10 protein-coding genes are annotated in these 15,277 nt (G+C 71.9%); 9 read left to right on the plus strand and 1 reads right to left on the minus strand.

The window, feature by feature from the left end; translation table 11 throughout:
* Positions 1–8: 8 nt before the first annotated feature.
* The 9 genes from GA0070612_RS19245 (at position 9) to GA0070612_RS19285 (ending at position 13,821) form a co-directional block, all read left to right on the plus strand.
* On the plus strand, positions 9–731 hold the full coding sequence (locus GA0070612_RS19245) for an ABC transporter ATP-binding protein (RefSeq protein WP_088989173.1): 723 nt from the start codon (positions 9–11) through the stop codon (positions 729–731).
* Between the two features lie 30 nt (positions 732–761).
* On the plus strand, positions 762–1,640 hold the full coding sequence (locus GA0070612_RS19250; protein ID WP_088989174.1) for a branched-chain amino acid ABC transporter permease: 879 nt from the start codon (positions 762–764) through the stop codon (positions 1,638–1,640).
* Positions 1,637–2,737, plus strand: a complete 1,101-nt coding sequence (locus GA0070612_RS19255; RefSeq protein ID WP_088989175.1) for a branched-chain amino acid ABC transporter permease — start codon at positions 1,637–1,639, stop codon at positions 2,735–2,737. Before GA0070612_RS19250 ends, GA0070612_RS19255 begins: the two co-directional genes overlap by 4 nt.
* 84 nt (positions 2,738–2,821) lie before the next feature.
* Positions 2,822–4,108: an ABC transporter substrate-binding protein gene (locus tag GA0070612_RS19260; RefSeq protein ID WP_088991613.1), complete on the plus strand. Its 1,287-nt coding sequence runs from the start codon at positions 2,822–2,824 to the stop codon at positions 4,106–4,108.
* A 343-nt stretch (positions 4,109–4,451) separates the two neighbouring features.
* The gene (locus GA0070612_RS19265; protein ID WP_088989176.1) at positions 4,452–5,063 is read left to right on the plus strand and encodes a TetR/AcrR family transcriptional regulator; all 612 of its coding nucleotides are present in this window, start codon (positions 4,452–4,454) and stop codon (positions 5,061–5,063) included.
* A gap of 64 nt (positions 5,064–5,127) precedes the next feature.
* Positions 5,128–7,938: an AAA family ATPase gene (locus tag GA0070612_RS19270; protein ID WP_088989177.1), complete on the plus strand. Its 2,811-nt coding sequence runs from the start codon at positions 5,128–5,130 to the stop codon at positions 7,936–7,938.
* 46 nt (positions 7,939–7,984) lie between these two features.
* Positions 7,985–9,133, plus strand: a complete 1,149-nt coding sequence (locus GA0070612_RS19275; protein WP_088989178.1) for an acyl-CoA dehydrogenase family protein — start codon at positions 7,985–7,987, stop codon at positions 9,131–9,133.
* A 17-nt stretch (positions 9,134–9,150) separates the two neighbouring features.
* Positions 9,151–9,615: a MaoC family dehydratase gene (locus GA0070612_RS19280; protein WP_088989179.1), complete on the plus strand. Its 465-nt coding sequence runs from the start codon at positions 9,151–9,153 to the stop codon at positions 9,613–9,615.
* Positions 9,616–10,176: 561 nt separating this feature from the next.
* On the plus strand, positions 10,177–13,821 hold the full coding sequence (locus GA0070612_RS19285) for an nSTAND1 domain-containing NTPase (RefSeq protein WP_088989180.1): 3,645 nt from the start codon (positions 10,177–10,179) through the stop codon (positions 13,819–13,821).
* Positions 13,822–13,922: 101 nt separating this feature from the next.
* Here GA0070612_RS19285 and GA0070612_RS19290 read toward each other — a convergent pair whose 3' ends face one another.
* Entirely contained in the window at positions 13,923–15,056 is a 1,134-nt protein-coding gene (locus GA0070612_RS19290; RefSeq protein ID WP_088989181.1) for a cellulose binding domain-containing protein, read from the minus strand.
* Positions 15,057–15,277 lie beyond the last annotated feature (221 nt).

A 15,277-nucleotide genomic window follows, 5' to 3' on the forward strand; every position in this document is an offset into this window, starting at 1 on the left:
GGCTCAGCATGACCGGCACCGATCTGCTCGTCGTGCGCGGGCTGGTGGCCGGTTACGGCGCCGCGCCCGTGTTGCAGGCCGTCGACCTCACCGTCCCGGCGGGCACGATCGCCGCGGTCGTCGGGGCCAACGGCGCCGGCAAGACGACCCTGCTGCGTGCGCTCTCCGGCATGATCCGTCCGGCCGCCGGCCAGGTCGTCCTGGCCGGGGAGGACCTACGGGGTACGCCGGTGGAGCAGCTCGTCCGACGCGGCATGGCGCACGTGCCGGAGGGCCGGGGTGTGATCAGCGAGTTGACCGTCGACGAGAACCTGCGCCTCGGTGGGCTGTGGCGGCGCGACCGGGCCGACGCCGGACGGGCCCTGGACGAGGTCTACGAGCTGTTCGAGCCCCTGGCCCGTCGCCGCCGGCACCTCGGACACCAGCTCTCCGGCGGTGAGCGTCAGATGCTCGCGCTCGGCCGGGCCCTGGTCGGTCGCCCCCGCCTGCTGCTGCTGGACGAGCCGTCGCTCGGCCTGGCGCCCCGGGTGGTCGCCCGGACCATGGCCCTGCTCCGCCAGCTCCGCGACCGCACCGGCCTGACCGTGTTGCTGGTCGAGCAGAACGTCCGCAGCGCGCTCGCCGTCGCCGACCAGGGGATCGTGATGTCTCTCGGCCGGGTGGTGATCGCCGCCCCGGCGGCGAAGCTGCGCGACGACGTCGACCTGCGCCACGCGTACCTCGGTTTCTGACCACCACCTCGTCCCCCGGAGGGAGGACTGTTGGACCGCTTCGTCTTCCTCACCGTCGACGGCCTGTCCCGGGGCGCGGTGTACGCCGCGTTCGCGCTGGCCCTGGTGCTCATCTGGCGGGCGGCGCGGGTCGTCAACTTCGCCCAGGGCGCGATGGCCGTCGCCGCCGCGTACGTCGCGTACTCCGTCGCTGCCGCGACCGGTTCCTACTGGCTGGGCTTCGTGGTCGCGATCGTCGCCGGCCTGCTGCTCGGTGCGCTGGTGGACCGCGTCGTGATGCGGCACGTCGACCATGCCTCACCGCTCAACCCGGTGATCGTCGCGCTCGGGCTGGTGCTGTTGATCCAGGCCGTGCTGGGCATGGTGTACGGCAACGAGTTCCGCCCCGCCGAGGCGCCGTTCAGCAGGGCCGCGCTCAGCGTGGGCGGTGTCGCCGTGCTGTCGCCGTACGATCTGTTCGTCTTCGCCACGATCGGGGTGGTGGTCAGCGCCCTCGCGTGGATGTTCGCGCGTACCCCGGTGGGGTTGCGGATGCGGGCGGCGGCCTTCGCGCCCGAGGTGTCCCGGCTGCTCGGGGTCAACGTCGGTGGCATGTTGACCCTCGGGTGGGCGCTGGCGTCCGGGGTGGGCGCGCTGGCCGCCATGCTGGTCATCCCGACGGAGCTGGGCCTGCATCCGCACGCGATGGACCTGGTGTTCGTCTCCGCGTTCACCGCGGCGGTGGTGGGTGGGCTGGACAGCCCGCCGGGCGCTGTGGTCGGCGGGCTGGTGGTGGGTCTGCTGCTCTCCTATGTGAGCGGCTACGCCGGCAGTGACCTCACGCCGCTCGCGGTGCTGGTCCTGCTGCTGGCGGTGCTGCTGGTCCGGCCCGGCGGGTTGTTCGCCCCGGTCGCGGCGAGGCGGGTGTGAGCGCCACGAAGGCGGCGCTGCCGCCGAGGCAGCGGTCGGACGACGCCGCCGGGCGTCCCGTCAACCGGAGACGCGGCTCGACAGTGCTGCGCCACCTCGCGATCGTGCTGGTCGTCGGGTTGGTGCTGGTGGGGGTCAGCTACGCCGTCGAGCCGTTCCGGAATTTTCAGCTCGCCACGGTGGCGGCCTACCTCTGCGCGACTGCCGGGTTGACCGTCCTCACCGGCCTCAACGGTCAACTGTCGCTCGGGCACGGGGCGTTGATGGCCACCGGTGCGTACACGGTGGCCCTGTGTCAGAACGCGTTCGCCGACCGGGGGATGACCGGCGGCTGGCTGTTGCCGCTCTCGCTGGTCGCGGCGATCGTCAGCACTGTCGCGGTCGGCGCGGTGGTGGGTGTGGCCGCGGCCCGGCTACGCGGCCCCTACCTGGCCGGGGTGACCCTCGCGGTGGCCATCGTCGTGCCGGCGCTGGCGGTGACCTTCGACGGTGTGTTCAACGGGGAGCAGGGGTTGTCCGTGCCGGTGGAGCCGCCGCCGTTGGCGCTCGGCCCGTACTTCCCCTACGAGCGGTGGCAGCTCTGGCTCACCGGGGCGGCGACCCTGCTCGCCCTGCTGTTGCTGGCCAACCTCATCCGCAGCCGGTACGGGCGGACCTTCCGGGCGGTCCGGGACGACGAGGTGGCCGCCCGTCTCGCCGGCATCCACGTGGCCCGCACCCAGGTCCTCGCGTTCGTGGTCAGTGCCGCCACCGCCGGACTCGGCGGCGCGCTGCTGGCGGTCCTCGCGCAGAGCGTCTCCCCGGGGGCGTTCTCGCTGACCCTGTCGCTGTTCCTGTTGATGGCCGTGGTGATCGGTGGTCTCGGCCGTCTCACCGGCGCGTTGTGGGGTGCCGTCCTGCTGGTCGCCCTGCCCGACCTCACCCACTCCGTGACGGAGATGCTCACGCTCTCGCCCGCCGTGGCGCAGCGGCTGGAGGGCAACCTCCCGCTGGCGATCTTCGGCCTCACCCTGATCGTCGTCATGATCGCCGCTCCCGGCGGTGTGCAGGGACTGCTGTCCCGTCTTGGTCGGCGCCTGCGGGCCCGGCGTTCCTGAGCTGTTCTCCAGCCCGGCCCCGGCCGGGCGCCCCACCACCCACACCGTTCCCGCAAACCGGACCGAGAAAGGTCGGTGTTCTCCATGCACCGTTTGGCACAACGTGGTCTCGCGATCGCCAGCACCATCGCCCTGTTGGCCGCCGCCGCTGGTTGCAGCGGTGACGACGGTTCCGGTCCCGGCGGAGCGTCCGTGCCGGGCGTCACCGACACCGAGGTCGTCGTCGGCACCCACATGCCGCTCACCGGGCCGGCCTCGGCGGGCTACTCGAAGATCGCCCCGGCGACGAAGGCGTACTTCGACTATGTCAACGCCAACGGCGGTGTGCACGGCCGGAAGATCACCTACAAGATCATGGACGACGGCTACAACCCGGCGAACACCCAGCAGGTGGTCCGTCAGCTCGTCCTGCAGGACAAGGTCTTCGCCATCCTCAACGGCCTCGGCACGCCGACGCACACCGGCGTGCTCGACTTCCTGAAGAGCAACCGGGTGCCCGACCTGTTCGTCGCCTCCGGCAGCCGCAGCTGGGACCAGCCGGACAAGTATCCCGGCACGTTCGGGTTCAACCCGGACTACACGGTGGAGGGCAAGATCCTCGCCAACTACGCGAAGCGGGACCTGGCCGGGCAGAAGGTGTGCTTCCTCGGCCAGGACGACGACTTCGGCCGGGACAGCCTGGCCGGTGTGGAGAAGGTGCTCGGCGCTGGTGCCGTGGCGGTGAAGCAGACGTACGTCACCAGCAACACCAACGTCGCTCCGCAGATCGGCGCGTTCAAGGCGGCCGGATGCCAGGTCGTCGTGCTCGCCACGGTGCCGGGCTTCACCGCGCTCTCCGTCGGCACCGCGGCCCGGCTGGGCTTCAAGCCGCAGTGGCTGGTCTCCAACGTCGGCGCCGACCACCCGACCCTGGCCAAGCAACTCGGTGCCGCCGCGCCGCTGCTGGAGGGCATGGTCGGCACCAACTACCTGCCGATGCAGAACGACACCGCGAACCCGTGGATCCAGCTCTTCACGAAGGTCAACAAGGAGCACAACGGGGACGCCCCGTTCGACGGCAACACCGTCTACGGCATGTCGGTCGGCTACCTCTTCGTGCAGACGTTGCTCGCTGCCGGCAAGGACCTCACCCGCGAGAAGGTGCTCCAGGCCGTGCAGAAGGGCGGCTTCCAGGGCCCCGGGCTGGTGCCGCTGCGCTTCTCCGAGAAGGACCACTCAGGCTACGGCGGTCAGCGCCTGAGCCGGGTGACCGGGGGAGTGCAGAGCTACTTCGGGCCGGCGTACGAGACCGACGAGGCCGACGGTGCGGTCACCGAGTACACCGTCGCTCCGGCCGCGCCGCCGGCGAACGGGGTGCCGACCGTCTCCTGACCCGATCGGCAGCCGTCCGACCGGGCGTGGTCCCACCTGACCGTGCCCGGTCGGACGGCTGTGCCCGCGTACTCCGACTGATCGTCCGGGCGTTGACCGTCACCGATCTGTCCTCCTACTATCTGCACTGTGAATGCATATTCGGTTCGGCTTCGGCATCGTGTCGTGATCGTCGCCGGCACGAGTCGCGGCATCGGCCCGGCCGTCGCCCGCGACGGCGGCGTCTCGCTGACCGGTCGGTCCGGATGACGGTGCCGACGGTCGGCCCGGAACCGCTGATCACCGCCTGTCTAGACTCGGCGGTGCGTCAGGAGACGCCGTGGCGGTGAGGAGGCGGGGGCGGATGGACGGGGTCGAGGTAGCGAGTCGGGTCGACGGGCGCACCGCCCGGGCCGAGCGCACCCGCGCGGCCATCGTCGAGGCGCACCTCGCGCTCATCGGCGAGGGCGACCTGCGCCCGACGGGGGAACGCATCGCCGAGCGGGCCGGCATCTCGCTGCGGACGCTGTGGACCAACTTCAAGGACATGGAGACGCTCTTCGAGGCGAGCGGCGCGGAGGTGCTCCGCCAGCAGGACGCCGCCTACCGGCCGATCCCGACCGGGATGCCGCTGGCGAAGCGGGTCGACGCGTACTGCCGACAGCGGGCCCGGCTGCTCCAGCTCATCGCCCCGTCGGCACGGGCCGCCCAGATGCGGGAGCCGGTCTCCGAGCAGTTGCACCGCAACCGCCTCAAGCACATCGACCGGGTACGGGACGAGGTCGAGGACCTCTTCGCCCCCGAGCTGGTGCTGGCTGGTCGGGGGCGGGAGCAACTGCTCAACGCCCTGGTGGCGGCGAGCATGTGGCCAGCCTGGTCGATGCTGCGGTACGGCCTCGATCTCGGCGTGGACCAGGCTCGCGCGGTGATGACCCGGACGGTGGGTGCCCTGTTGGCGGAGGTCGCGGCCGACTGACATCGGTCTGGTTCGATGTCGCAGCCTCTTTCCATCCGGATCCCAATGGGTGACACTGGCAGGCATGGTTGCTGCATCAAGAGTGCAACTAACCGTGCTGCGTGGCCGGGACGACGAGTGCCGGTCGGTCCGGAGCCTGATCGACGACGTGACAAGCGGTGGCGGTGCCCTGCTGCTGCACGGCGAACCCGGATCGGGTCGGACGGCGCTGGTCGGCTACGCCCACCGGCACGCCCAGCGCTGCACAGTGCTCGCCGGGAGCGGGCTCGCCGAGGAGGCCGCTCTCCCGTACGCCGGCCTGCAACGTCTGGTCGACCCGGTGCTCGACCGGGCCGCCGCCCTGCCCGAGGAGCAGCGGCGGCTGCTGCGGCGCGCGCTGGCCGGCGACGGCTGCCCGGCCGACCGCCGGCTGACGCTGTCGATGGCGGTGCTCGGGCTGCTCGGCGCGGCGGCTCGGGACCGTCCGCTGCTCGTCACCATGGACGACGTCGACCGGGGTGACCCGCAGACCGCCGAGGTGTTGGCCTTCGTCGCCCGCCGGTTGCGGCCTCTGCCCGTCGCCGTCCTGCTCACCGCAGGTGTCACCGCCGCTGTCGACGGGATACCCGCGTACCGGCTGCGCGCGTTGACCGAGCAGGAGAGCGCCGCCGTCCTCACCGACCGGCTGCGGTCGTCCGCCCGACCGGAGGAGGCCGACCGCCTTCCCGAGCGCCCCGCAGCGTCGGTCCTGACCGCGTTGGCCGTCGTCGGAGGCGGCAACCCGCAGGCGTTGGTGGACCTCGTCGCGGTCCTCAGCCCGGGTCAGTGGCGCGGGGAGGAGTCGCTGCCGGCGGCGCCACCGGCGGACGGCGTCCTGGGCCGTGCGTACCGGGCCCGGCTGGACCGACTGCCGCCGGAGACCCGACGGGTGCTGCTGCTCGCCGCGCTCGACGAGGGCGGCGGGTCGGGAATGATCCGGGCCGCCGGCGGCGAGGTCGAGGCGCTCGCCCCGGCGGAGGTGGCGGGCCTGGTCCGCGTTGAACCCCGAGGCGTCACCTTCCCTCAGCCGCTGGTGCGCACGATGATCGCGGCCGGCGCGCCGCTCGCCGACCGACGCGCGGCGCACCGACTCCTCGCCGGGGCGCTGGTCGCCGACGGGCAGCGGCTGCGCCGGGCGATGCACCTCGCCGCCGCCGCGACGGGTGTGGACCCGACCCTCGCCGACGAGCTGGAAGAGGCGGCGGCCGGTGGCGCCGACGGCTGGGCCACCGCGTCGGCGGCGCTGTGCTGGGCCGCGGAACTCAGCGACGACCCGGCCCGTTCGGCGGCCCGGCTCCTGACCGCCGCCCGTTACGCCTGGGCCGGGGGTCAGCCCGACGTGGCTCGGCTCCTGCTCGACCGCCTCCGCCCGGCGTGCACGGACCCGGACGTCCGGAGTCGCGCCGATCTGCTGCTCGGTGAGCTGGAACTGCGGTGCGGCGACGCGGCGCACGCGTCGGCCCGGTTGCTCGCCGCCGCCGCGGCGGTGGCCGGCACCGACCGTGTGCTGGCACTGTCCGGGCTGGTCCGAGCCGGCGAGGCGGTCTGCTTCGCCGGTGACCAGTACCGCTACGCCGAGGTCGGTCGGCAGGCGTCGGCGTTGCGCCGGCCGGACGACCCTCCCGCCACGGGGTTGATGAGCAGCCTGGTCGCCGGAGTGGCGGCGACCCTGCGGGGTGACCACGAGCGGGCCGGTCCCGCGCTGCGTCGCGCCGTCGTGCTGGGTGGCCGGCTGACCGGGCCGGCGGCGACCCCCACCGCGCTCAGCTGCGCGGCGGCGGCGGGCCTGGTGGTCGCGGTGGACGGCGCGGCCCATCGACTTGCCGACCGTGCCGCCGCTGTGGCCCGGGACCGGGGTGAGCTGTCCATGCTGTCCCGGGCGCTGGAGTTGCGGGCGGTCGCCGAGTACTGGCTGGGTCGACACGAGGCAGCGGCGGAGACCTCCCGGGACGGGTTGCGGGTCGCCCGGGCCACCGGTCAGGTCAACTGCGCCAACGTCCACCTCGGCATGCTCGCCGTGCTCGCCGCCGTACGGGCCGACCGGGACGCCACCCTGGGGCGGATCCGCGAGATGGGCGAGGCGCCGACGGCGGGCAGCCGCCCGCACGCGCTCGCCGGCTGGGCACTGGCCGTGCTCGACCTGGCCGACGGCCGACACGCCGAGGCCGCCGACCGGCTGGCGTCGTTGGCCCGGCTCGGCACCGGGCGCGGTCAGGTGCTCGTGCAGGTGATGGCCACGCCGTACCTGGTGGAGGCGGCAGCGCACCTGCCCAGCCGGCCGACGGCGACGGCGGCGCTCGCCGTGTTCGACAGGTGGGCCAGCAGCACCGCGAGCCCGTTGCGTCGGGCCCTGTCCGCCCGGTGCCACGCGTTGCTCGCGCCTCGCGGCGGGCCCGAGGCCGAGCAGGAGTTCCAGCGGGCGCTGCGGCTGCACCCGACCGATGCCGGCACGTTCGAGCGGGCACGCACCGAGCTGTTGTTCGGCCAGGAGTTGCGTCGCCGTCGACGCCCGCGCGACGCGCGGACGCACCTGCACCAGGCCCGCGAGATGTTCACGTTGCTCGGGGTCGGTCGCTGGGCCGAGCAGGCCACCACGGAGCTGCGGGCGGCCGGGGAGTCGGTCGGCCCACCGGACCTGCCGGCGGCGCGGTTGCTGACCGGGCAACAACTACGGATCGCCGAGCTGGTCGCCGAGGGCGCCACCAACCGCGAGGTCGCCGCCCGGATGTTCCTCTCCACCCGTACTGTCGACCACCACCTGCGCAACGTGTTCCACCGACTGGGCATCCGTTCCCGTACCGAGTTGGCCCGTGCGTTCGCCACCGAGCGGCACGTCGGGCTGATTCCCGACCGGTGACGGTCCGGTCTGGACGCCATTAACTATCACCGCTAGTTTAATGCGCATGGAGCTCACCCTCTCCGCCGAGCAGGCTGCGGTCCGCGACCTGGCCGCCGACTTCGCCGACCGGGAGCTGTTGCCGCACGCGGCCACCTGGGACCGACGCGAGTCGGTCGACCCCGCCATCGTCGGCATGCTGGGAGACCTGGGTTTCCTGGGATTGACCATCGCCGAGGCCGACGGCGGCTCCGGTGGCGACCACCTCGCGTACTGCCTGGTCCTGGAGGAACTCGGCCGGGGCGACTCGGCCGTGCGCGGCATCGTCTCGGTCTCGCTCGGCCTGGTCGCGAAGTCGATCGCCGCCCACGGGTCGGCCGACCAGCGGGCCGAGTGGTTGCCCCGACTGTGCGCCGGCAGCGCGCTCGGCTGCTTCGCGCTGACCGAACCGGACAGCGGCTCGGACGCCGCGGCGCTGCGGACCCGCGCGGTCCGCGACGGCGACGACTGGCTGCTCAGCGGCACGAAGACGTTCATCACCAACGGCACCACCGCCGACGTCGCGCTGGTCTTCGCCCGCACCGGCGGCCCCGGGCACCGAGGGATCACCGCGTTCCTGGTGCCCACCGACAGCCCAGGGCTGACCCGACGGGAGATCCACGGCAAGCTGGGTCTGCGGGGCCAGGCCACCGGCGAGTTGGGCTTCGACGAGGTACGCGTGCCCGACGCGGCCCGCCTCGGGCCCGAGGGCGGTGGGTTCCGCCTGGCCCTGGCCACCCTCGCCAAGGGGCGGATGTCGGTGGCCGCCGGGTGCGTCGGCATCGCCCAGGGCTGTCTCGACGCGGCGGTCGGCTACGCGGGGGAGCGGACCCAGTTCGGCAAGCCCATCGCCGGGCACCAGCTCGTCCAGCAGCTGCTCGCCGCCATCGCGGTGGACACCGCCGCCGCCCGGCTGCTGGTGTGGCAGGTGGCCGACCTGATCGACCGCGACCAGCCGTTCGCCACCGAGGCGTCGATGGCCAAGCTCTTCGCCAGCGAGGCCGCGGTCCGCGCGGCCAACAACGCGGTCCAGGTGTTCGGCGGGTACGGCTACATCGACGAGTACCCGGTCGGCAAGTACCTGCGGGACGCGCGGGTCGCCACCCTCTACGAGGGCACCAGCCAGATCCAGCAACTCCTCATCGGACGCGCCCTCACCGGCGTCAACGCCTTCTAGCTACCGGGAGAGCAGGCATGAGAGTCTTCAGCTCGTTCGAGGAGTTGGCAGCCGCGGTCGGCGAGACCTTCGGGCCCGGGCCGTGGCGACCCGTCGAACAGAAGCGCGTCGACCTCTTCGCCGACGCCACCGACGACCACCAGTGGATCCATGTCGACCCGGCCCGAGCCGCGGCGGGGCCGTTCGGCGGCACCATCGCCCACGGGTACCTGACCCTGTCGCTGCTACCGACGCTGGCCGGCCAGCTCTACCGGGTGGACGGGGTGACGATGGGGGTCAACTACGGGCTGAACCGGGTGCGTTTTCCCGCACCGGTGCGCGTCGGCACCGCCGTCCGGGCCACCGCCACCATCGCCGAGGTGACTCCGGTGAGCGGTGGGGTCCAGGTGGTCGCGACGGTCACCGTGGAGAGCGACGGCGGTGGCAAGCCCGTCTGCGTCGCCGACACCGTGAGTCGTCTCTACCGCGCCCCGGAGCAGTGATTCCGGTGGTGTGTTCCGGCACCCCCTCCGGACCACGTCCTCAGGCTACGGAGCGGCGACGGGACCCGTCGCCGCCCCGTACCGGCAGCATGCCCTTCAGTCAGGGCCTGGGGAGGCTTACCCCGCCGCCGTGAATCTTGGTGGGTCAGAGGTGTCCTCCTCGGTGGCGGGGTCGTAGAGGTCGAGGGGAGGTTGTTCCCTTTTCTTCTGCGTGGAGTGTTCCTCGTGCTGGTCGATGGATCGACGTCGCCTCGACAGCCAACTCGTTATCGAATACCCCCTCGTCTGTTCGGGATCGCTTGACACCCCCCGATCCAGAACGCTCATCAGGGCGCTAGTAATCGCGCCGATGCCGTTTCTGGTGCGTGTCACACGTCCCTTCCGCCCATCCTTCGTGGCGTCGACCGTGCTGGACTGCCGGGCGTGGCCGCACCTCTGGTTGCGCTGTGGCCGCAACCCGACACAGGCCGATCGGCGTTCACGGGACTAGATATAGTCCTGAATGGATTGTTTGCCAATCATGTCGCCAGGCTGACAAACAACTCTCTGACGGGGGACAACGTGGGCAGACCTGAGCGGCCGCTCGACCCGGAGGCGGGTGAGCTGGGGCGGTTCGCGCTCGGCCTACGCCAGCTGCGGACGGAGGCGGGTTCGCCGACCTACCGTCAACTGGCCAGACGTGCGCACTTCTCGGTGACCACCCTGGCGAACGCGGCCAGCGGTGAGACCGTGCCGAGCCTTCAGGTGACACTGGCGTACGTCGCCGCCTGTGGCGGCGATCCGACGGAATGGACCGAACGGTGGCACAGCCTGATCGCAAGCCTGGCTGCCGCCGAGACGGTGGAGGGCAGCCGAGGGCCGTACTGGGGAATGGCAGCGTTCCAGCCGGAGGACTCAGAATGGTTCTTCGGACGCGAGCGCCTGGTGGCTCAGCTCTGTGAATTGCTCACCCGCCGCCGGTTCGTCGCGGTTTTCGCGCCGTCTGGAGCGGGCAAGTCGTCCCTGCTGCGAGCGGGCCTAATAGCGGCGGTGGCCGACAATCCCGTGAAGGGTCAGCCGGGCTGGTCCACGGTGCTGATGACGCCCGGCGAGCATCCGATCGAAGAAATGGCGACCCAGCTCGTCGCTGGACAAGACCTGCCCCGCGACACGGTCCAGCGCCACCTGACCGCCGACCCGTCCAGCATCCGCGAAACGATGGAGCAGATTTTCAGTACCCGTCCACCGGCCGGGACCGTGCTGATCGTGGTGGACCAGTTCGAGGAGCTGTTCACGCTCTGTCGCGAGGAGGAGGAACGGTCGGCGTTCATTGCCGCGCTGCTCGCCGCGGCGGAGGTCCCCAGGGCGCGCGTGGTGCTCGGCGTACGGGCCGACTTCTATGGTCGGTGTGCCGCCTACCCGGCCCTGGTGGCCGCTCTCCACGAGCACCAGCTGCTGGTCGGCCCGATGGACGACGAGGATCTGCGTCGGACGATCACCGGGCCCGCCGAGCGCGCCGGGTTGCTGGTGGACCCGGCGCTGGTGGAGATGGCCGTGGCGGACGTCGGCGGTCAGACGGGCGCGCTACCGCTGCTGTCCCACGCACTTCTGGAGACGTCGCGCCTGCGGCAGGGCAAGCGGATCACACTGGCCCACTACCGCGAATCGGGCGGCGTGAACGGCGCCATCACCCGTACCGCGGAACGGGTGTACGCGCAGTTCGACGAGGGGCAGCGAGGGCTGACACGAGACATCTTCCTGCGCCTGACCGCCCTCGGGGACGGCACCGAGGACACCCGACGTAGGGCACCCCTGGCCGAGCTGATCGGCGGGGTGGACCCATTGGCCGCAGCCGAGGTGCTGAGCAGATTGACGGCTGCACGGCTGGTCACGGCGGATGAGAAGGGCGTCATGGTCGCCCATGAGGCGCTCATCCAGGAGTGGCCCCGGCTGCGTCGCTGGCTGACCGACGATCGGGAGCTGCTGCGCTCGCACCGCCGGCTGACGGAGGCCGCCGCCGAGTGGGATCGCCACCACCGGGTGGACGGATTCCTGTATCGGGGGGTCCAGTTGGCGCTCTGGGGAACGCGCCAGGTGATGAACCTCAGCGACCTGGAGCGGGACTTTCTGGAGACCAGTCGAGCACGAGAGAATCGGCGCCGGGCGGCCCGACGGCGGCGGACCCGCGTGGCGTTGACCGGGCTCGCGGCAACCGTCGTCGTGGTGAGCGTCCTCGCGGCGGTGGCACTCGTGCAGGCGGGCCGGGCGGCCACCGAGAGGGACCTCGCTGTTTCCCGGCAGCTGACGGTTGAGGCCAACAACCAACTGCAGATCGATCCGCAGCAGGCGCAGCGCCTCGCCAGACGTGCTCTGACCACACGTCCCACTGTCGGTGCGGAGATGGTGCTCCGCCAGGCTGCCGTTGACGACCGGCTGCAGGCGATCGTGCCGATGAGCAGCAAAAAGGCGTTGGGCGTGGCGTTCAGTCCGGACGGGCGGCGAGTGGCGGCCACCGGGGCGGACGGCGAGGTGCGGGTGTGGAGCTGGGCCGGGCACGGCGTCTCTGGACCGGGCCTGGCCCTCACCGGCGGCCCGGAGGGGCAGGTCTGGAGCCCGATGTTCAGCCCGGACGGGAAGCGACTGGTCGCCGCCGGCTCGGACGGCACCGTCCGGATCTGGCAGGTCGACGGAGCCGCTGGGCCCATCGTCCTACGTGGGCACGAGGGCCCGGTCTGGGGAGTGGCCTTCAGCCCCGACGGACGGTCGGTCGCCAGTGCCGGCGAGGACACCACCATCCGGGTCTGGGATGCCCGCGGCGTCGGCCGACCGGTGGTGCTGCGTGGGCACAGCAAGGTGGCGGTCGGGGTGGCCTTCAGCCCCGACGGGCGCCAGTTGGCCACCAGCGGCCACGACGCGACGGTTCGGCTCTGGGATCTGGCCGCGCGATCCACCAGGACGATTCTCACCGGGCCGAGGGAGGCCACCAGGACGTTGGTGTTCAGCCAGGACGGCACCCGCCTGGCCTGCTCCAGCGCCGACGGTACGGCGTGGGTGTGGCCGTTGACCGGTTCCGCAACCCCGGTGGTGCTGCGGGGGCATGAGGGCACTGTGGAAGGGCTCGCGCTGAGCTCGGACGAGCAGTGGATCGCGACCACCAGTGACGATCTGACCGTACGGATCTGGAGCGCCAACGGCGCCGGTGACCCGTTGGTGCTGCGCGGCCACACCAACCGGGTCTGGGCATTGGCGTTCAGTCCGGATGGATCCCGGCTGGTGAGCGCGGCCGATGATGGGACGCTGCGGATCTGGGACCCGGGCAGTGACCGTCTGATCCTGCGGGGTCACGAGAAGGCGACCTGGTCGGCCGCGTTCACCCCGGACGGGCAGCGGGTGGTCAGCGGCGGCGAGGACGGCACGGTGCAGGTCTGGAACCTGGCCACACCGGCCGAGCCTCGGGTGCTCGGCCGCCACGACGGCGACGTCTACGGTCTCACGGTGAGTGCGGACGGGTCGAGTGTGGCCACCGGCGGCCGTGACGGGAGCGTACGAGTCTGGGACCTCGCTGGCAGACACGACCCTGTGGTGCTTCGCGGCCACGAGAAGCAGGCGTGGATCGCCGACTTCAGCCCGGACGGCCGTCGTTTGGCCAGTGTCAGCAACGACGGAAGCCTGCGGATCTGGGACCTGACCGGCCAGAGCGCCCCGGTGGTCCATCGGGCCGCCGAGGAGATCCGCTACGCCGCCTTCAGCCCGGACGGCGAGAAGGTCGCCACAGCCGGTGCGGAGGGCACCCTGCGGATCTGGGACGCGCTCGGCACGACCGAACCGCTGCTCCTTCCCGGTCACGAGGGATTGGTGTGGGCAGTGGCCTTCAGCCCGGACGGGCAGCGGGTCGTCAGTGCCGGCTTCGACGGCACCGTGCAGATCCACTCCGTCGCCGGCGGCATCGCGCCAATGGTTCTGCGAGGGCACGAGGGGCCCGTCTGGCACGTGTCGTTCAGCCCGGACGGACAGTGGGTGCTCAGTTCTGGAAAGGACGGCACCGCACGGTTGTGGCACGCTTCGGAGGTCGCGCAGCCCGTGACGTTCGGGGGTTTCGGCGCTTCCGTCGAGACCGTCGACTTCAGCCCGGACGGCGGGCGGCTCGTCTCGACGCATGACGACGGCACCGTACGTGTCTGGCCCTGCCGCGCGTGTGCTCCGGTCCAGAACCTGCTGGAGTCGTGACGCGGGGGTTCGCGGCGTCGACGCACAAGGCGGCGTCTGGTCGACGACCGGTGTCGACGACCGGTGCCGGGCCACCGGACCCGGCACCGCGACGGGTGGCGTCAGGCGACCGTGCAGGCGGTGCCGTTGAGGGTGAACGCGGACGGGCGGCCACTGTTGCCGGTGTGGGTCGCCTGGAAGCCGATGTCGACCGAGGTGTTCGGCGCGATCGTGGCGTTGTAGGAGACGTTGCGGGCGGTGACCGCGCCACTGGACGGGGAGTAGCCGGCGTTCCAGCCGCTGGTGATGCTCTGCCCACCGGGCAGCGTGAACGCCAGGGCCCAACCGTCGACCGGCGTGCTGCTCGTGTTCGTCACCGAGATCGAGGCGGTGAGACCACTGTTCCAGGCGTTGACCGTGTACGCGACGCGGCAGTCACCCGACGGCGGGGGAGTCGTGGGTGGGGGAGTGGTCGGCGGGGGAGTGGTCGGCGGGGTGTCGCCGCCGATGCTGCCGGGCACCGTCCTGAGCGCGTCGTACCAGGCTGCGGCCATCTTGCGGTAGCCGGTGGCGTTGGGGTGCACGCCGTCGGCGAGGTCGCTGAGCGTCAGGGCACGGTACATGTCGACCAGGTGGACACGCTTTCCGGCGGCGGCGCGGCTCTGCACGATCCCGGGGATGGCGTTGTTGTATCCCCGCACCTGGGTGTCCGCACCGGCCTTCGGGATGATCGTCGCGACGAACACGTCCGCGTTCGGGGCGGTGCTGGTGATCCGGTCGACGAGCGCGGCCAGTCGACCCGGTGCGCCGGACGTGTCGCCGTACATGTCGTTGGTGCCGATGTGCAGCAGCACGGTCCGGGGGTTCGTGGCCCGCAACCAGTTGACCACGTTGGCGTGGATCTGGGCGATCGTCCAGCCGGAGTGCCCCTGGTGGTCGTGGTCACCGAGGCTGGCTGGGCCGTTGAACTGCGAGCCGACGAAGTCGATCCGGTAACCGCCGGCCGTGAACCGTTGCCACAGCTCGATCCGGTAACCGCCGGGCACGTTGAACCCGTCGGTGATGGAGTCACCGAGCGGCATCACGCGTACACCGCCGTTGGACTCTGCGCTCGCGGGACCGGTCGCGATCGGCACGGCGGCGACCATGGCGGCGACGGCGGTCAGGGCGGTCCACCACAGGCGGGCGCGCCGGGGCCGCGGCGCCGTGGCGGTGGGTGCGGGAGGGACGGGAGTGGCGAGCATCGAACTGCTCATGGGACTTCCTCTGGTGAGGTGCGCGACAGGCAGCGGCCGCCGACGGGGACGGCTGCTGCCCTGACGCGGCACGCGGGGGTGGGCGTCGCGGTACGACCAGGAGCCCGGACATCGTCACTGGTGGTCGTGGCGCGGTGGCTCGCACCGGTCGGGTGTGGCGGACCGATGAGCCGTGACGGAGGTGTGCCCTGCACCTCGCCGACGCACCATAGCGTGTTATC

Source organism: Micromonospora chokoriensis (assembly GCF_900091505.1).
Classification (GTDB): domain Bacteria; phylum Actinomycetota; class Actinomycetes; order Mycobacteriales; family Micromonosporaceae; genus Micromonospora; species Micromonospora chokoriensis.

What these genes read in the sequence shown, in the direction of transcription:
- GA0070612_RS19245 (WP_088989173.1), top strand. Translation starts at nt 9, where the DNA reads ATGACCGGCACCGATCTGCTCGTCGTGCGCGGGCTGGTGGCCGGTTAC.
- GA0070612_RS19260 (WP_088991613.1), top strand. Translation starts at nt 2,822, where the DNA reads ATGCACCGTTTGGCACAACGTGGTCTCGCGATCGCCAGCACCATCGCC.
- GA0070612_RS19265 (WP_088989176.1), top strand. Translation starts at nt 4,452, where the DNA reads ATGGACGGGGTCGAGGTAGCGAGTCGGGTCGACGGGCGCACCGCCCGG.
- GA0070612_RS19270 (WP_088989177.1), top strand. Translation starts at nt 5,128, where the DNA reads ATGGTTGCTGCATCAAGAGTGCAACTAACCGTGCTGCGTGGCCGGGAC.
- GA0070612_RS19275 (WP_088989178.1), top strand. Translation starts at nt 7,985, where the DNA reads ATGGAGCTCACCCTCTCCGCCGAGCAGGCTGCGGTCCGCGACCTGGCC.
- GA0070612_RS19280 (WP_088989179.1), top strand. Translation starts at nt 9,151, where the DNA reads ATGAGAGTCTTCAGCTCGTTCGAGGAGTTGGCAGCCGCGGTCGGCGAG.
- GA0070612_RS19290 (WP_088989181.1), bottom strand. Translation starts at nt 15,056, where the DNA reads ATGAGCAGTTCGATGCTCGCCACTCCCGTCCCTCCCGCACCCACCGCC.